This window comes from Streptomyces sp. NPDC026377, assembly GCF_055567715.1.
Genome location: NZ_JBVHPV010000016.1, coordinates 107,413 through 125,695, shown reverse-complemented (window position 1 = coordinate 125,695; position 18,283 = coordinate 107,413). Strand labels below are relative to the sequence as shown.

At 73.1% G+C, this 18,283-nt stretch carries 11 protein-coding genes; 1 reads left to right on the top strand and 10 read right to left on the bottom strand.

All coding sequences use genetic code 11. The features are described from left to right. Window positions 1-365: 365 nt before the first annotated feature. From ACZ4MU_RS28010 to ACZ4MU_RS27965, 10 genes are all read right to left on the bottom strand, one after another. Window positions 366-2,066 (bottom strand): proline--tRNA ligase, encoded by a 1,701-nt coding sequence (locus ACZ4MU_RS28010; protein ID WP_467881800.1) that lies wholly within the window; start codon window positions 2,064-2,066, stop codon window positions 366-368. A 72-nt stretch (window positions 2,067-2,138) separates the two neighbouring features. After that, on the bottom strand, window positions 2,139-2,705 hold the full coding sequence (locus ACZ4MU_RS28005; protein ID WP_467881798.1) for a GNAT family N-acetyltransferase: 567 nt from the start codon (window positions 2,703-2,705) through the stop codon (window positions 2,139-2,141). Between the two features lie 39 nt (window positions 2,706-2,744). Continuing rightward, window positions 2,745-3,587, bottom strand: a complete 843-nt coding sequence (locus ACZ4MU_RS28000) for a GNAT family N-acetyltransferase (RefSeq protein ID WP_467881866.1) — start codon at window positions 3,585-3,587, stop codon at window positions 2,745-2,747. Between the two features lie 708 nt (window positions 3,588-4,295). After that, a complete protein-coding gene (gene ispG, locus ACZ4MU_RS27995) occupies window positions 4,296-5,453 on the bottom strand; it encodes a flavodoxin-dependent (E)-4-hydroxy-3-methylbut-2-enyl-diphosphate synthase (RefSeq protein WP_467881797.1) in 1,158 nt (385 codons plus the stop codon). 182 nt (window positions 5,454-5,635) lie between these two features. Further along, a complete protein-coding gene (locus ACZ4MU_RS27990) occupies window positions 5,636-6,934 on the bottom strand; it encodes a M50 family metallopeptidase (protein WP_467881796.1) in 1,299 nt (432 codons plus the stop codon). Next, window positions 6,931-8,181: a 1-deoxy-D-xylulose-5-phosphate reductoisomerase gene (gene dxr, locus ACZ4MU_RS27985; protein WP_467881794.1), complete on the bottom strand. Its 1,251-nt coding sequence runs from the start codon at window positions 8,179-8,181 to the stop codon at window positions 6,931-6,933. Before dxr ends, ACZ4MU_RS27990 begins: the two co-directional genes overlap by 4 nt. A gap of 132 nt (window positions 8,182-8,313) precedes the next feature. Continuing rightward, window positions 8,314-10,239, bottom strand: coding sequence for an acyl-CoA dehydrogenase family protein (locus ACZ4MU_RS27980; protein ID WP_467881792.1), 1,926 nt, complete (start codon window positions 10,237-10,239; stop codon window positions 8,314-8,316). 182 nt (window positions 10,240-10,421) lie between these two features. Next, window positions 10,422-11,867: an aldehyde dehydrogenase family protein gene (locus ACZ4MU_RS27975; protein ID WP_467881790.1), complete on the bottom strand. Its 1,446-nt coding sequence runs from the start codon at window positions 11,865-11,867 to the stop codon at window positions 10,422-10,424. A 583-nt stretch (window positions 11,868-12,450) separates the two neighbouring features. Continuing rightward, entirely contained in the window at window positions 12,451-13,980 is a 1,530-nt protein-coding gene (locus tag ACZ4MU_RS27970) for a PucR family transcriptional regulator (RefSeq protein ID WP_467881789.1), read from the bottom strand. Between the two features lie 99 nt (window positions 13,981-14,079). After that, window positions 14,080-16,449 (bottom strand): ATP/GTP-binding protein, encoded by a 2,370-nt coding sequence (locus ACZ4MU_RS27965; RefSeq protein ID WP_467881788.1) that lies wholly within the window; start codon window positions 16,447-16,449, stop codon window positions 14,080-14,082. A gap of 410 nt (window positions 16,450-16,859) precedes the next feature. Here ACZ4MU_RS27965 and gabT point away from each other — a divergent pair, with 410 nt between their 5' ends. After that, window positions 16,860-18,194 (top strand): 4-aminobutyrate--2-oxoglutarate transaminase, encoded by a 1,335-nt coding sequence (gene gabT, locus ACZ4MU_RS27960; RefSeq protein ID WP_358835081.1) that lies wholly within the window; start codon window positions 16,860-16,862, stop codon window positions 18,192-18,194. The last annotated feature ends 89 nt before the right edge of the window (window positions 18,195-18,283 follow it).

Here is an 18,283-nt window from a genome sequence, read left to right as displayed (position 1 = left end):
GGCCGCAGGGAGTTCGGGGCCGTGGAAGGTGCTGGGGCTGGCGCTCGGTCCCCCGACCCCGGACCCCCCAGGGGCGCGGGGAACTGCGCGACCAGCCCCCACCGAACCCGCCGGACAACCACCGGCCCCTCAAGGGGCGCGGGGAACTGCGCGCGCACCCCCCACTCACCCGCAGACAACCAACCCCCAGGGGCGCGGGGAACGGCGCGAGCAACCCTCCCCCGGGCCGCAGACGAACTCCCGGCCGGACAGGGGCGCGGGGAACCGCGCGAGCAGCCCACCGCCCGCCCGCAGGTGACGCAGCGGGGTGCGGCGGGCGCAGGCCCCGCTGTGAGGGGGTCGGGGACGCGGGCCCCGGCGGGGGGTCAGCCGCGCAGCCGTGCCACCGCGTCCTCCACCGACATCTCCTCCCTCTCCCCCGTCCGCCGGTCCTTGAGCTCCAGCACACCCTCCCCGGCCCGCCGCCCCGCCACCAGGATCTTCGGCACCCCCAGCAGCTCCGCGTCCGTGAACTTCACCCCGGGCGACACCCCGGCCCGGTCGTCGACCAGGACCCGCAGCCCCGCCGCCGCCAGCCGCTCCGCCGCGTCCAGCGCCACCTCCGTCTGGAGCGCCTTGCCCGCCGCCACCACGTGGACGTCCGCCGGCGCGACCTCCGCGGGCCAGCACAGCCCGTGCGCGTCGGCGGTCTGCTCGGCCAGCGCGGCCACGGCCCGCGAGATGCCGATCCCGTACGACCCCATCGTCACCCGCACCGGCTTGCCCTGCCGGCCGAGGACGTCGAGCTGGAAGGTGTCCGCGTACTTACGCCCCAGCTGGAAGATGTGCCCGATCTCGATCGCCCGGTCCAGCCGCAGCCCCGCGCCGCACGCGGGGCACGGGTCGCCCTCCTGGACGACGACCACGTCGAGGTACTCGTCGACCTCGAAGTCACGCCCGCACACGACGTTGCGGGCGTGCGTGTCCGCCTTGTTGGCGCCCGTCACCCACGCCGTCCCCGGCGCCACCCGGGGGTCGGCGATGTAGCGGACCTTCTCCAGCCCCTGCGGGCCGACATAGCCCCGCACGAGGTCGGACCGGTCCGCGAAGTCCTCCGCCGTCACCAGCTCCACCACGGCCGGCGCCAGGTGCTCGCCGAGCTTGCCGAGGTCAACCTCGCGGTCCCCGGGCACGCCGACCGCCACGATCTCGCCGTCCACCTTGACCAGGAGGTTCTTGAGGGTGGCCGAGGCGGGCACGCCGAGGTGGGCGGCCAGGGACTCGATCGTGGGGGTGTCGGGGGTGTCCAGCTCCTCGACCGGGCCGACCCCGGACGCGTCCACGGGCGCCGCCGCGAAGGTCACCGCCTCGGTGTTCGCCGCGTACTCGCACGCCGGGCAGTCCACGAAGGTGTCCTCCCCGGCGGCGGCCGGAGCCAGGAACTCCTCCGACGCCGAGCCGCCCATCGCCCCCGACACCGCCGAGACGATCCGGTAGTCGAGCCCGAGGCGCGCGAAGATCTTCCGGTACGCCTCACGGTGCAGCGCGTACGACTCGGCCAGGCCCTCGTCCGTCGTGTCGAACGAGTACGAGTCCTTCATCTGGAACTCGCGCCCGCGCAGCACGCCGGAGCGGGGCCGCGCCTCGTCGCGGTACTTGGTCTGGATCTGGTAGAGCATCACCGGCAGGTCCTTGTAGGACGTGCACTGGTCCTTGACGGTCTGGGTGAAGATCTCCTCGTGGGTGGGCCCGAGCAGATAGTCGCCGCCCTTGCGGTCCTTGAGGCGGAACAGCAGATCGCCGTACTCGTCCCAGCGGCCGCTCGCCTCGTACGCCTCCTTGGGCAGCAGCGCGGGCAGCAGCACCTCCTGGGCGCCGATGGCGTCCATCTCCTCGCGCACGATGGCCGAGATGTTGTCCAGGACCTTCTTGCCGAGCGGCAGCCAGGTCCAGATGCCGGCCGCGTTGCGCCGTACGTATCCGGCGCGGACCAGCAGCTTGTGGCTGAGCGTCTCGGCGTCCGCCGGGTCGTCGCGCAGTGTCTTGACCATCAGACGGGACATGCGCTGGACCTGGGCGGCTGCCATGGGGATCTCTCCTGTACGTACACGGGTGGTGCCAGGAGGTTATCCGCGCCCCACGCGCGCGTGGAAATCGGTTTACGGCCGCCGCAGCGGCAGGTGCGCCCCCATCACGGCGTACGGTCGCGACGCGCTCGGGAAGTGGACCTGCCCGGCGAGGTCGAGGTAGCCCAGCGCGCGGTAGAGCGCCCGTGCGGGGCTCTCCGTGTCGATCGCGGAGAGGATCGACCGGGGCTCGGTGGCGCTGTCGGTGATGCGGGTGATGAGCTCGCGGCCGATGCCCCGGCCCTGGTGGGAGGGGTGGACGTGGAGTTCGGTGATCACGAAGGAGTCGTCGAGCCAGGCGCCGGCGCCGTTGTGGCGCAGATACGGTTCGACGACCGTGGACCACCAGTGGGCGCGGTCGTTGGGCATCCCGTACACGAACCCCACCAGCGTCCCGTCGGGGGTGGTGGCGCCCAGGGCGCGCGCGCCGGGGCAGGCGAGGTGGCGCAGCACGATGTGGCGGCGTACGCCGACCTCCTCCGGGCTGAGCCCGAAGGCGACCGCCTGCACGGCGAGGGCGTCGTCCACACGGGTGGCGAGGTCGAGGGGTGCCACCGTCACCTCGGGGTTCCGGGGGCCGCCTCCAAAGGAAGGTGCCATGGCCGCACCCTACTGTCCGACGGCTCCCGGGCGAGAGTGTCAGAAGAGCACGCTCATGAAAGCCCCGGTCTCCCGGAAGCCGACGCGGCGGTAGCAGGCGCGGGCCGCGGTGTTGAAGTCGTTCACATAGAGGCTGACGACGGGGGCGACATCGGCGAGGGCGTAGCGCAGGACGGCGGCCATGCCGGTGACTGACAGGCCCTGGCCGCGGTACTCGGGGGCGACCCAGACGCCCTGGATCTGGCACGCGCGCGGGGTGGCGGCGCCGATCTCGGCCTTGAAGACGACCTTGCCGTCCTCGACGCGGGCGAAGGAGCGGCCCGATCCGACGAGCTCGGCGACGCGCGCCTGGTAGAGGAGTCCGCCGTCGCCCGCCATCGGGGAGACGCCGACCTCCTCGGTGAACATGGCCACGCAGGCGGGCATGATCACGTCCATCTCGTCCTTGCGGACCCTGCGGACGTACGGGTCGGGCTCCATGTCGTCCGGCATGCGCTCGGTGACCATCAGCGGCTGGTGCGAGCGGACGTCGCGGGCCGGGCCCCAGTGCGGCTCCAGGAGCTTCCAGAGCAGGGCGGTGGGCTCGGCGGGGCCGACGATGGAGGAGCAGCGGCGGCCGGTGCGGCGGGCGCGGTCGGCGAAGGCGCGGACGGCTTCGGGGGTGGCGCAGATGGGGACGAGGTTGGCGCCGGAGTAGCAGAGGGAGCGGAGTCTGCCGCCGGCGTACCAGCCCCACATCTCGCCGCCGAGGCGCCAGGGGTCGAGGCCGGCGACCTGGACGCGCGAGGCCACGAAGGCGTTGGCGACCGGCTCGCTCTCCAGAACGGCGAGCGCCGCGCCGAGGTCACCGGGTTCGAGGACCCGGGTGGTGGTCTGCGTCAACACGTGGGGCCTCACCATACGGTCTGCTGATCTCCGCACTGTACCCGGAGGGGTGGGGTTGATGCGGAGGCCCTCTTGTGCCCGGGGTTCGGCTGCGGGCCGGTGGGGGCGCTGTCTTGGCCCGGGGTACGTCTGCGGCCCGGTGGGGGCGCTGTCTTGGCCGGGGTACGTCTGCGGCCCGGCGGGGGTTGCTCGCGCACTTCCCCGCGCCCCTGGCAGGCCCGGGCTTCGTCTGCGGGCCGGTGGTGGGTCGCTCGCGCAGTTCCCCGCGCCCCTGAAGGGCCCCGTCTTCGTCTGCGGCCCCGGTGGTGGCTTGCTCGCGCAGTTCCCCGCGCCCCTGGGTGCCTCAGGGGCGCGGGGAACTGCGCGAGCAACCCACCACGACCGGCAGCCGAAGGCGGGTTTCAGGGGGCGCGGGGAACTGCGCGACCAGCCCCTCACACCCCCGCAGCCAAACACGGGCTCAGGGGCGCGGGGAACTGCGCGAGCAGCCCAGCACGGTCCGCAGGCGAAGGGCGGGGGCTGGGGCGCAGCCCCGGAGCTGGGTGCGGATGCCGCGGGTCCCACCAGGGGGCAAGGGCGTGGCCCGCGGTGGGGCCGGGGTGAGCCCCACCGTGGGGCCGGGGCTGAGCCCCACTGCGGGGCCGGGGGCGTACCCACCGGGAAAAGCGCCTTCCCGGAGGGTTCAGGGAACGGGCGGGGAGGGGCTCACCCCGTGACGGACACCTGGGGGTCTCCCGAGCCGACCCCGTCCCGCTCCATCTGCTCCGCGATCTTCATCGCTTCCTCGATCAGCGTCTCCACGATCTTCGACTCCGGGACCGTCTTGATGACCTCCCCCTTCACGAAGATCTGCCCCTTGCCATTGCCGGAGGCCACCCCCAGATCGGCCTCACGCGCCTCACCGGGCCCGTTCACCACACACCCCATCACCGCGACCCGCAGGGGCACCTCCATGCCCTCCAGGCCCGCCGTGACCTCCTCAGCCAGCTTGTACACATCCACCTGCGCCCGCCCGCACGAGGGGCAGGACACGATCTCCAGGCGGCGCTGGCGCAGATTCAGGGACTCCAGGATCTGCATCCCGACCTTGATCTCCTCCGCCGGCGGCGCCGACAACGACACCCGGATCGTGTCCCCGATCCCCTGGCTCAGCAGCGCCCCGAACGCCACCGCCGACTTGATCGTCCCCTGGAACGCAGGCCCCGCCTCCGTCACCCCCAGGTGCAGCGGATAGTCGCACTGGGCCGCCAGCTGCCGGTAGGCCTCGACCATCACCACCGGGTCGTTGTGCTTCACCGAGATCTTGATGTCCCGGAAATCGTGCTCCTCGAACAGCGACGCCTCCCACAGAGCCGACTCCACCAGAGCCTCCGGCGTCGCCCGCCCGTACTTCTTCAGCAGCCGCGCATCCAGCGAACCCGCGTTCACGCCGATACGGATCGGCGTCCCGGCGTCCTTCGCCGCCCGCGCGATCTCCTTCACCTTGTCGTCGAACTGCTTGATGTTCCCCGGGTTCACCCGCACGGCCGCGCACCCGGCGTCGATCGCCGCGAACACGTACTTCGGCTGGAAGTGAATATCCGCGATCACCGGAATCTGCGACTTCTTCGCGATCGTCGCCAGCGCGTCCGCGTCGTCCTGCGTCGGACACGCCACCCGCACGATCTGACACCCCGACGCCGTCAGCTCCGCGATCTGCTGAAGCGTCGCCCCGACATCCGACGTCCGCGTCGTCGTCATCGACTGCACCGACACAGGCGCGTCACCGCCGACCGCCACGGATCCCACCTGGATCTGACGGCTCTTGCGACGCTCGGCCAGCCTGGTCGGAACGGACGGCATTCCCAGTGAAATCGCAGTCATCTGCTGTGCAACCCCAAGGTGTGGATCAAGGTCCCGAGATCGGCGGGCTCCAGCCTTCGAGGTTACGGCACCCCGGGCCGCACGAGCACACCGTGCCCCGCGGTTCACCGAAAGGGACGGCCCGGGCACGTTGCGCGCCCGGGCCGTCCCGTACTGCGTACTCCCCTGCTCCCGTACGACCGCTAGGAGATCTTCACCGGGTTCACCACGTCCGCGACCAGCACGAGCAGGGTGAAGCAGATGAAGATGCCGGCCACCACGTACGCCACCGGCATCAGCTTGGCCACGTCGAACGGGCCCGGGTCGGGGCGCTTGAAGACGCGCGCGACCGTGCGGCGCAGCGACTCCCACAACGCGCCCGCGATGTGCCCGCCGTCCAGCGGCAGCAGCGGCAGCATGTTGAAGAGGAACAGGGAGAGGTTGAACCCCGCGACCAGGAACAGCATCATCGCGATCTGGTTCTCCGGCGGGATGTCGAGGGTGAACACCTCACCGCCGACCCGGGCCGCGCCCACCACGCCCATCGGGGAGTCGGCCTTGCGGTCCTCTCCGTTGAAGGCCGCGTTCCACAGGTCCGGGACCTTGGAGGGGATCGCGACCAGCGACTTCACCCCGGAGCGCATCATGTCGCCCATCCGGTCCACGGACTCGCCGAAGGACTGCTGGACGATGCCGGTGGCGGGGCTGAAGCCGAGGAAGCCCGCCGAGGTGGTGCCGGAGGTGTAGTTGCCGGAGCCGTCGATCTTCGCCACGTCGTTCTTGATCAGGCTGGCGTGCAGGTCGAGCGGCTTGCCGTCGCGCTGGACGGTGATCGTGGCCGGGCCGATCGTGTCGCGGATGTGCTTCTGCAGCGCCGACCAGTCGCCGACCTTCTCGCCGTTGAACGCGACGATCTTGTCGCCCGCCTTCAGACCGGCCTGCTTCGCCGGGGCCACCGGGTCGGAGGCCTTGCAGGTGTCGCGCTGCTCCTTCTGCGAGATCACGCAGTCGGAGACCTTGCCCACCTGGGTGGTCTGGGTGTTGACACCGAACGTCATCATCACGCCGAAGAAGATCGCCACGGCGAGGACCAGGTTCATGAACGGCCCGGCGAACATCACGATCACGCGCTTCCACGGCTTGCGCGTGTAGAACAGCCGCGTCTCGTCGCCCGGCTGGAGCTCCTCGAAGGCCGCCGAGCGGGCGTCCTCGATCATGCCGCGCCAGGGCGAGGTGGAGCGCGCGGTGATCCGCCCGTCCTCACCGGGCGGGAACATGCCGATCATGCGGATGTAGCCGCCGAGCGGGACCGCCTTGATGCCGTACTCGGTGTCGCCCTTCTTGCGCGACCAGATGGTCGGGCCGAAGCCGACCATGTACTGCGGCACGCGGATGCCGAACATCTTGGCCGTGGAGAGGTGGCCCAGTTCGTGCCACGCGATCGAGACGAGCAGGCCGACCACGAAGACGACTATGCCGAGAACCGTCATCAGAATCGTCATGCGCGCGCCTCCGCTGTCGCCTTCACCGCGAGTTCCCGGGCCCGGGCACGTGCCCAGGTCTCCGCTTCCAGGACGTCCGAGACCGTGAGTGGGGTTCCCGCGGCGGGGATGCCGTGCTCGGCCACGACCTCTGTGACCGTATCCATGATTCCGTTGAACGGCAGCCGTCCCGCGAGGAAAGCGTCCACGCACTCCTCGTTCGCGGCATTGAACACCGCCGGGGCCGTGCCCCCCAGCTTCCCGACGTGCCGGGCGAGTCCCACCGAGGGGAAGGCCTCGGTGTCCAGGGGGAAGAACTCCCAGCTCGACGCCGTGGTCCAGTCGAAGGCGGGGGCCGCGTCGGGCACCCGCTCGGGCCAGCCGATGCCGATGGCGATCGGGCCGCGCATATCGGGCGGGGTGGCCTGGGCGAGCGTGGAGCCGTCGGTGAACTCGACCATGGAGTGCACATACGACTGCGGGTGCACGACGACCTCGATGCGCTCGAAGGGGATGTCGTACAGCAGGTGGGCCTCGATGACCTCCAGGCCCTTGTTCACCAGGGTGGCCGAGTTGATCGTGATCACCGGGCCCATCGCCCAGGTGGGGTGCGCGAGGGCGTCCTCGGGGGTCACGCCCGCCAGCTCCGCGCGCGTACGGCCGCGGAAGGGGCCGCCCGAGGCGGTGACCACCAGCTTGCGTACGTCGGCGCGGGTGCCGGCGGCAAGGGCCTGGAAGAGGGCGGCGTGCTCGGAGTCGACCGGGATGATCTGGCCGGGCTTGGCGAGCGCCTTCACCAGGGGACCGCCGACGATCAGCGACTCCTTGTTGGCCAGCGCCAGGGTGCGGCCCGCCTCCAGGGCGGCCAGGGTGGGCGCGAGGCCGATGGAGCCGGTGATGCCGTTGAGGACGGTGTGGCACTCGGAGGCGGCGAGCTCGGTGGCCGCTTCGGGCCCGGCGAGGATCTCGGGCAGCGGCTCGGTGCCGTAGCTCTCCTTCAGCGCCTCGCGCAGCGCGGGCACCGCGTCCGTCCGGGCGACCGCGACCGCGCGGACCCGCAGCCGGCGCGCCTGCTCGGCCAGGAGCGCGACCCGTCCGCCCGACGCGGCGAGCGCGGTGACGCGGAACCGGTCGGGGTTGCGCAGCACCAGGTCGATGGCCTGGGTGCCGATGGACCCGGTGGCGCCGAGGACGACGATGTCCCGGCGGCCTTCGGCGGGATCGAAGGCGATATGCGGGTCGGCGAGGGGGGCTGGGCTGTCGCTCATCCCCCCATTCTTGCCGCATCCGCTGCGCGCCGGGACAGCACTCCCCCGTGTGGGGGCCGCGCGGGGGTGTTCCGGGGGGCGCCGGGACACCGGGGAGCGCGGCCCCCTCGGTGTCCCAACGGCCCGGTGCGGTCAGCGGATCGGGCGGTGGACGTTGTCCCGCCGGGCGGGCCCCGGGGTCGCGTCGGCGATCCACGGGCCGTCGCCGGACGGATCGACGACGCCCTCCTCCAGCCAGGTGTACGACCCGGCCAGCACCCCGGTGACGACCTTGCGGTCGACGTCGTCGGTGTTGGTCCACAGCCGCTCGAAGAGCTCGTCCACCCGGATGCGGGCCTGGCGGCAGAAGGCGTCGGCCAGCTGGTGCGCCTCGCGGCCGTGGGTGCCGCTGGTGCGCAGCAGCTCCGCCCGTACGCAGGCGGCGCTCATCGCGAACAGTTCGGCGCCGATGTCCACGATCCGGCCGAGGAAGCCCTGTTTGGTCTCCATCCGGCCCTGCCAGCGCGACATGGCGTAGAACGTGGAGCGGGCCAGCTTGCGCGAGGACCGCTCCACGTACCGCAGGTGCTGCGCCAGCCCCTCGAACTCGCTGTAGGAGTTCGGCAGTTGGCCGGGTCCGGAGAGCAGCTTGGGCAGCCAGCGGGCGTAGAAGGCGGCGGCGTTCGCGCCCGCCCTGGCCTTGTCGGGCAGCTTCTTGTCCGGGTCGATCAGGTCGCCCGCGACCGACAGATGGGCGTCCACGGCCTCGCGGGCGATCAGCAGGTGCATGATCTCGGTGGAGCCCTCGAAGATCCGGTTGATGCGCAGATCGCGCAGGATCTGCTCGGCCGGTACGGCCCGCTCGCCCCGGGCGGCCAGCGAGTCGGCGGTCTCGAAGCCGCGGCCGCCGCGGATCTGGACCAGCTCGTCGGCCATCAGCCAAGCCATCTCGGAGCCGTAGAGCTTGGCGAGGGCCGCCTCGATGCGGATGTCGTTGCGGTCCTCGTCGGCCATCTGCGAGGACAGGTCGAGCACCGCCTCCAGGGCGAAGGTGGTGGCCGCGATGAAGGAGATCTTGGCTCCGACGGCCTCGTGCCGGGCGATCGGCTTGCCCCACTGCTCCCGCGCCGCCGACCACTCCCGGGCGATCTTCAGACACCACTTGCCCGCGCCGACGCACATCGCGGGCAGCGAGAGGCGGCCGGTGTTCAGGGTGGTCAGAGCGATCTTCAGCCCGGCGCCCTCGGGGCCGATGCGGTGCGAGGCGGGGACGCGGACCTGGTGGAAGCGGGTCACCCCGTTCTCGATGCCGCGCAGGCCCATGAAGGCGTTGCGGTTCTCCACGGTGACGCCGGGCGAGTCCGCCTCGACCACGAAGGCGGTGATGCCGCCCTTGTGCCCCTCGGATTTCGGCACCCGGGCCATGACGACCAGCAGGTCCGCGACGACGCCGTTGGTGGTCCACAGCTTCACGCCGTCCAGGACGTAACCGTCGTCGCCGTCCGGGACCGCCGAGGTGGCCAGCCGTGCCGGGTCCGAGCCGACGTCGGGCTCGGTGAGCAGGAAGGCGGAGATGTCGGTACGGGCGCAGCGCGGCAGGAAGGTGTCCTTCTGCTCCTGGGTGCCGAAGAGCTTCAGCGGCTGCGGTACGCCGATCGACTGGTGCGCCGAGAGCAGCGCGCCGATCGCGGGGCTGGCGGAACCGGCCAGGGCGAGCGCCTTGTTGTAGTACACCTGGGTGAGGCCGAGGCCGCCGTACTTGGTGTCGATCTTCATCCCGAGGGCGCCGAGCTCCTTGAGCCCGTTGATCACCTCGTCCGGGATGCGCGACTCGCGCTCGATGAGGGCGCCGTCGATCTTCGTCTCGCAGAAGTCCCGCAGCTTGGCGAGGAACGCCTCGCCGCGCTCGGCGTCCTCGCCCGCGGGCAGGGGATGCGGGTGGATGAGGTCGAGCCGGAAACGCCCGAGGAAGAGTTCCTTCGCGAAGCTCGGCTTGCGCCAGTCCTGCTCGCGCGCGGCTTCGGCGACCCGGCGCGCCTCGCGCTCCGAGACCTTGGGTGTGCCGTGTGGTGCGGTCATTGAGGGGTTCTCCTCGCCGCGACGTTGTGCGGGGCGCACGCGCACCCCGTTACCGGACAGTGCTACTCGTCCGTATGTACCCGATTCCCGCGGGGCCAGCCACCCCCGGGACACGAAACGGCCGGAGCCCGCCGATGGGCTCCGGCCGTGTCGGTGAGGTGCGGACCTCGGTGGCGTACGTCCTAGAGGGCGAGGCCGGTGAGGACCAGCACGCGCTCGTAGGTGTAGTCGTCCATGGCGTAGCGCACGCCCTCGCGGCCGACGCCGGAGGCCTTGGCGCCGCCGTACGGCATCTGGTCCGCGCGGTACGAGGGGACGTCGCCGATGATCACGCCGCCGACCTCCAGGGCGCGGTGGGCGCGGAAGGCGGTCTGCACGTTGTGCGTGAAGACGCCCGCCTGGAGGCCGTACTTGGAGGAGTTGACGGCCGCGAAGGCCGCCTCCTCGCCGTCCACCTTCTGCACGGTGAGGACCGGCCCGAAGACCTCCTCGCAGGCGAGGGTGGTGTCGGCCGGGACCTCGGTGAGGACGGTCGGGGCGTAGGAGGCGCCGTCGCGCTTGCCGCCCGCGAGCAGCTCGGCGCCGGCCGAGACGGCCTCGTCGACCCAGGACTCCACGCGCTTGGCGGCGTCCTCGCTGACGAGGGGGCCGACGTCGGTGGAGGCGTCGGAGGGGTCACCGGTGACCTGGGCCTCGACGGCCGCGACGATCTTCGGCAGCAGCCGGTCGTAGACGGCCGCGTCGGCGATCACGCGCTGCACGGAGATGCAGGACTGGCCGCCCTGGTAGTTGGAGAAGGTGGCGATACGGGTCGCCGCCCAGTCCAGGTCCTCCTCCGAGGCGAAGTCGGCGAGGACGACGGCCGCGCCGTTGCCGCCGAGCTCCAGGGTGCAGTGCTTGCGCGGCACCGAATCCATGATCGCGTAGCCGACCTTGTCGGAGCCGGTGAAGGAGATGACCGGCAGGCGCTCGTCCTGGACCAGGGCCGGCATCTTGTCGTTGGCGACCGGCAGGACGCTCCACGACCCGGCGGGCAGCTCGGTCTCGGCGAGCAGCTCGCCGAGGATCAGGCCGGACAGCGGAGTCGCCGGGGCGGGCTTGAGGATGATCGGCGCGCCGACGGCGATGGCCGGGGCGACCTTGTGGGCGCACAGGTTCAGGGGGAAGTTGAACGGCGCGATGCCGAGGACGACGCCCTTGGGGAAGCGGCGGGTCAGCGCGAAGCGGCCCTGGCCGCCGGCGTCGGTGTCCAGGCGCTGGGCCTCGCCGCCGTTGAAGCGGCGGGCCTCCTCGGCCGCGAACCGGAACACCGAGACCGCGCGGCCGACCTCGCCGCGGGCCCACTTGATGGGCTTGCCGTTCTCGGCGGAGATGAGCTGGGCGATCTCCTCGGTGCGCTCGGTGAGGCGCTTGGAGACGTGGTCCAGGGCGGCGGCGCGTACGTGCGCGGGGGTCGCGGCGAACTCGTCGACCACGGCGTGCGCGGCGGCGACGGCCTCCTCGACCTGGGCCTCGGTCGGAACGCTCACCGTGCCGACCAGGCGGCCGTCCCAGGGGGAGGTCACGTCGAAGGTGTCCTCGCCGGTGGCCTGGCGGCCGGCGAGCCAGAAGGCGTGGGTGGAAGTCATTGTGAATCCCGGCCCTTCCGAGGTAGGTGGATCTGGGGCTTGTCCCTCCCACCGTAGGGGGGTGGGGGTGGGGGTGGGGTTGTCCGGGGTGGAGTGGTGGGTCCGGGGCGCACGCCCTTTTGGAGGGCCCCTCCCCGGCCCCTTCCCCAAACCCTCCGGGGGCGAGGGGCCGGACGAAGGTATTTTCCCGGGGCCGCGCCCCGTCCCCCGGACGGCCCCCGCGACCCCGCCCCACGCTTCGAGGGCTGCGCCCCGGGACTACGTTTCGCTGCGGGCCGGTGGGGGCTGGGCGCGCAGTTCCCCGCGCCCCCGAAGGATCGGGGCTCCGCCCCGGATCCCGCTCCTCAAGCGCCGGAGGGGCTGAATGGTGCGCCGGAGCGCCTGACCGGTGCAGCGGCCGGAGGTGCCGACAAGGGGCGCGGGAACTGCGCGACAAGCCCCCACCGGCCCGCAGATCGACACGAAGGCAGGCTGCGGGGGCCGCAGGCCCCGCGAAGAAGGGGGCCTGCGGGCGCAGCCCGGCCAGGGGGTGCGGGGCGCAGCCCCGGGCAAGGGGGACCGGGTTGGGGGTGCCCCGGGGGATTCACTCCTCGCGGGACGTCGTCGCCTTCAGGGCCAGCCAGAGCTCCATCCGTACGTCCGGATCGTCCAGCGACCGCCCCAGGATCTCCTCCACCCGCCGCATCCGGTAGCGCAGCGTATGCCGGTGGACGCCGAGGTCCGCCGCCGCCGCGTCCCACTGGCCGTGGCGCGACAGCCAGGCGCGCAGGGACGCGACCAGGTCACCGCGGCCCGTCGCGTCGTGCTCGTACAGCGCCCGCAGCATCCCGTCCGCGAACGCCCGCACCGCGTCCTCCGCCAGCAGCGGCACCAGCGAACCCGCCACCAGCTCCTCGTGCTCGACCAGCGGGCGGCCCCGGCGGCGGGCCACCGACAGCGCCTGCTCGGCCTGCTTGTACGCGGACGCCGCCGCTATCGGCCCGGCGGGCGCGGACAGCCCGGCGACCAGTTCGGCGCCCTCCTCCGGGGCGAAGGAGACGCACGCGGCCACCGCGTCGCCCCCGTCGGCCGCGAGGACCACGAGGCGGTCGCCCTCGGGGACCACCAGGACCGCCTCCCCGGCCCGCGCCGCCGCCGACTCCATCGCCTCGGTGAGCGCCCCGAGGTCGGCCGACTCCCCCGCCCGCTCCGCGATGACGAGACGGAAGGGGGCGTCGAGGAGCCCGCCGTAGAGGTCGCCCGCCACCGCCCGGGCGTGATCCTGCTGCCCGGACAGCAGCATCCGCAGCACCGCCGCGCCCAGGCGCTGCTCGGCGAGCTGGAGGGCCCGCGTCCGTTCCGTGGTGAGGGTCAGCAGCGCGACTGCGGAGTGCACGGCGTACCGCTCGGCCGTACCGAGAGGCGCCCCGGTACCGACCGCGAGCGCGCCCCGCACCCGCCGGCCCGTACCCAGCGACTGGAGCTCGACGCGGTCGTCCGAGCCGCCGACCACCGCGCTGGCGGGGGCGGCCCGGTCCCGCAGCCGGGCCACGTCCGCGGTGAGCCGGGCCGCCCGCCGCCCCGCCCACTCGGGCCGCACCGCCACCACCGCGCCCGAGGTGTCGTACAGCGCGGCCCACCCGTCCACGTGCGCCGCGAGCCGGGCCAGCAGCTCCCCGGGGCCCGCGAGCGCCGCCCGGGTCAGTTCGCGCTGGGCCTCGAAGCCCGCGGTCACCGCCCGGTACTGATCCGCCGCGATCGCCGCCGAGACCGCCTTGGAGATCGCCAGGAACGGGGTGCGGCGCGGCACCTCCAGCAGGGGGAAGTCCTCCGCGCGGGCCGCGTCGAGCAGGGCGTCCGGTACGGCCTCGTAACTGACGCCGACCGCGAAGCCGAGCCCGACGACCCCGGCGCCCGCCAGCCTGCGCACATAGCGGCGCATGGCCTGCGGGTCCTCGGCGTCCAGCGTCATCGCCGTGGTGAGGAGGAGCTCACCGCCCTCCATGTACGGGACGGGGTCGGCGAGTTCGCTGACGTGCGCCCAGCGCACCGGTGTGTCCAGCCGGTCCTCGCCCGCGCGCACGGTGAGCTTCAGCGCCGAGTGCTGGACCAGGGAGGCGAGGGTGGGCGGCATGGGTGGTTTCGACGACCTTCGAGGGGTGCGGGGGAATGCGCCGTCCCGTATGAAGGGCGCACCCCGATTCTGCCAGGACGGCGGGGTCCCGGCGCCCCCTCAGCCCCGCAGGTCCACCAGGAGCGGCGGCGCGTGCTCGCCCCCGACCTCGGTGACCGAGAGCACCGCGTGCCCGGCGGGCACCTGGTGGGCGAGCTGGGACGCCGACCAGCGCTCCCGCTCGACCTTGCGCACGGTCACCGCGTCCCGGGTCACCGCCTTGCCGGTGGCCAGCTTGCGCAGCGAGTGCAGCGCGCGCGTGAGCGGCTGGTCGGCGAAGACGGCGTGCTGGGCGATCTCCGTCGTCTCCACCCACTCGGTGCCCCACAGCTGCGACAGGAGCTGCCCGTCCCAGGTGGTGACGCCCCGGAACGCCATCTGGCAGCCGACCGAGGCGAGCAGCGAGGTGTGCAACCGTTCGGGCACGTCGGCCAGGGCGCGCAGGGTGAGCACCACCCCGGCGTTGGCCTGGCGCAGCCGCTGCAAGGCCCGTACCGAACCGGCGGTCACCGCGTGCGTGGCGTCGTCCAGGACCAGGCAGGCGAAGAGCGAGCGGTCCTGGCGGGCCAGGGCGTTCGTCGTGAACTGGACCAGCAGCAGCCGGTTCAGCAGCCGCGCCGCCTCCGGGTGCGCCCGTTCGGGCAGGTCGACCCGGACCCGTACGGGATGCTCCAGGGCGCGCAGCGAGAACGGGCGGCTGTGGCCGGTGGTGTCGAAGAACGCGGCGAAGGCGGGCCGGTCCAGCGGGGCGAGCCGGTCGGCGAGGACCGGCCCCGGGTCGCCGGGGACGCCGGCGTTGCGGGCGCGCGCGTCCAGTTCGCGGTGGAGCGCCGGGTGCGCCTCGCGGTCGAGGTCGGCGCGGAGCTCGTCGAGCGCGTCGCCCGAGCCGTCCAGGAGTTCACGGAGCCGGGGCACCGAGGGGAAGCGGCCGTACGCGGCCCGGTAGGGCCCGAGGAGCTGGGCGAGCGCGGTCGCGGCACGCCGCACGTCGGCGTCGGGCAGGTCCCCGGCGCAGGCCTCGGCGAGCAGCGCGGCGGCCTCGTCGGGGTCGAGGGTGCCGCCGTAGAGGTCCAGGTCGTACTCGGAGGCGGGGTCGCCGGGCCGGACGATCACGTCGTACGCCTCGTCCGCGCCCAGCGGAGTGCCAGCGGCGCCGACGGCGACCACCGCGGCCTGTCCTGCCAGCGCCTGGAGCGCCAGCGACTCCACCAGGGGCCGCACCAGATGGCGGGTCTTGCCCGCGCCGGAGGGGCCGACGGCGAGCAGCGAGGTGCCGAGCGCCGCCGGGTCGACGGCCGCGCCCGCGCCCCGGCGGGCGGGCGGGTTGTTCTCCAGGTCCGCGTACCGGCCGAGCCGCACCTGCGAGGTGAGCAGGTCGTGGGTGGCGGCGCGGGCGGGCAGGTCGCGGTCGCCGGAGGGGTGCGGACAGGCGCGCGAGCCGTCGCGCAGCACCGCGTCGGTGAACGCCGCCAGCCGGGCCGGGTCGGCGACGACCGAGGCCCAGGCGCGGCGGATCCGGGCGCAGTCCACGTCGTTCATCCGGCCGCTCCGGGCGTCGGCGGCCAGCCGGTCGGCGGCGGCGTGCTGCCCGGCGTCGCGCAGCTGGGGCCAGTCGGCGGCGCTGCGGTCGGCGGGGGTCGCGGCCGGCGGCACGCTCGGGGCGCGGCCGGTGCGCTCGCGCAGCAGCCCGGCCCAGTCGCCCGCCCGGCCGCACACGAAGAGCGCGGCCGCGACCACCAGCAGGTGGTAGACGGTGGTCACCGTGTCGGTGGCGTCCTTGGTGGCCACCGGGTCGTCGCTGAAGATCCACGAGTGCGGGACCACGCCGAAGGCGAGCGCGTAGAAGGGGAGCCAGTCGTCGGCCCAGATCACGAACCAGGCCAGGGCGACGGCGACGAGCGCGGTACGGACCGCGCGCGCGGGCTGCGGGTGGTCCACGGCGTACCGCCGGAAGACCTCGCGCCAGTTGCCGAAGTGCCCGAAGACGTAGATGAGCGCGACCGCGACCAGGCTGTTGTAGGCGGCGAGCGCGGTCAGCGCGGCCGGGGGCCTGGAGTGGAAGGGCGCCCACCAGTCGGACGGCGTGAACAGCTCCAGCGGCACCCTGCGGTGCGGCACGTACCCGTTGCGCCACAGCGACCACGCCAGGACGGCCGCGAGCAGCGCGATCACCGCGCCGCCGAGCAGCGCCCGGTCCGGCACGCGGTGGACGGCCTCGGCGGGGCGCGGCCGGTACCCGTACCGCCACAGCCCCGGCTCGGCGGTGGCGCGCGGGGTGCGCAGCCACTCCGTGAGCGCCGGGCGTCCGGGGGGCCCGGCGGGCTGCGGCGGGAAGGCGGGCGGCTGCGCCGGGACGGGCGGCGGCGCGGCGGGGCGCGGCACCGGCCGCGCCCCGGTGCCCCGAGCGTCGTGCGTGCCTTCGGTGTCCATCGACCCTTCGCCCCCTGACCAGCCAGGTCCGTAACCGAGTCCAGCGGCCAATCTAAACGGAACGGGGGGACTACGGGGGGTAGCACGCCCCTGTTTGGCCCCGGTCTTTGCCGCCGGGCCGGCGGCGGGCCGGCCGAGCGGCTCCCCGCGCCCCTGTGGATGCCGCTGCGGGGCGATCCCCCGGGTGCCCCGGCGGGGCACATTCAGGGGCGCGGGGAACTGCGCGACCAGCCACGGACGCGCCGCACCCGACCGACAACGCATTCCGCCCCCGCTATGTCCGCCAAGGACAACGAATCACCCCCACCACTCCCGAACGGCGCATGCCCGCACCACCCCCCGCCCCCTAGCCTGCGAAGAAAGCAACGGAAGCGTCCGAAAGCCCCACCCCAGATCCTCCAGGAGCCCCCATGACCGCGATCCCGCAGGAGCGCCGCATCGTCACCGCGATCCCCGGCCCCAAGTCGCAGGAGCTGCAGGCCCGCCGCCTCGCCGCGGTCGCGGCCGGCGTGGGCTCCACCCTGCCCGTCTTCACCGCGCGCGCGGGCGGCGGCATCATCGAGGACGTCGACGGCAACCGTCTGATCGACTTCGGCTCCGGCATCGCCGTGACCTCCGTCGGCGCCTCCGCCGAGGCCGTCGTGCGCCGCGCCTCCGCGCAGCTCGCGGACTTCACCCACACCTGCTTCATGGTCACGCCGTACGAGGGTTACGTGGAGGTCGCCGAGGCCCTCGCCGAGCTGACCCCGGGCGACCACGCCAAGAAGTCCGCCCTGTTCAACAGCGGCGCGGAGGCCGTCGAGAACGCGGTGAAGATCGCCCGTGCGTACACCCGGCGCCAGGCCGTCGTCGTCTTCGACCACGGCTACCACGGCCGTACCAACCTGACGATGGCGCTGACCGCCAAGAACATGCCGTACAAGAACGGCTTCGGCCCGTTCGCGCCCGAGGTCTACCGCGTCCCGGTCGCCTACGGCTACCGCTGGCCGACCGGCGCCGAGAACTGCGGCCCCGAGGCCGCCGCCCAGGCGATCGACAACATCACCAAGCAGATCGGCGCCGACAACGTCGCCGCGATCATCATCGAGCCGGTCCTCGGCGAGGGCGGCTTCATCGAGCCGGCCAAGGGCTTCCTGCCCGCGATCGCCCAGTTCGCCAAGGACAACGGCATCGTCTTCGTCGCCGACGAGATCCAGTCCGGCTTCTGCCGCACCGGCCAGTGGTTCGCCTGCGAGGACGAGGGCATCGTCCCGGACCTGATCACCACCGCCAAGGGCATCGCGGGCGGTCTGCCGCTCTCCGCCGTGACCGGCCGCGCCGAGATCATGGACGCCGCGCACGCGGGCGGCCTCGGCGGCACCTACGGCGGCAACCCGGTGGCCTGCGCCGGCGCGCTCGGTGCGATCGAGACCATGAAGGAGCTCGACCTCAACGGCAAGGCGAAGCGCATCGAGGAGGTCATGAAGGGCCGCCTCTCCGCCATGGCCGAGAAGTTCGACATCATCGGCGACATCCGTGGCCGCGGCGCCATGATCGCCATCGAGCTGGTCCAGGACCGCGCCACCAAGGAGCCGCACGCGGCCGCCGCCGCGGCGCTCGCCAAGGCCTGCCACGCGGAGGGCCTGCTGGTCCTGACCTGCGGCACCTACGGCAACGTGCTGCGCTTCCTGCCGCCGCTGGTCATCGGCGAGGACCTGCTGAACGAGGGTCTCGACATCATCGAGCAGGCCTTCGCCGCGCTCTGATCACCAGGCGGCGCCCCGTCCTGTGAAGAACGTGTGGGGGGCCGATGGCGGGATGGGAATCCGGCTGTCGGTCCCCCTCCCACTGCCGT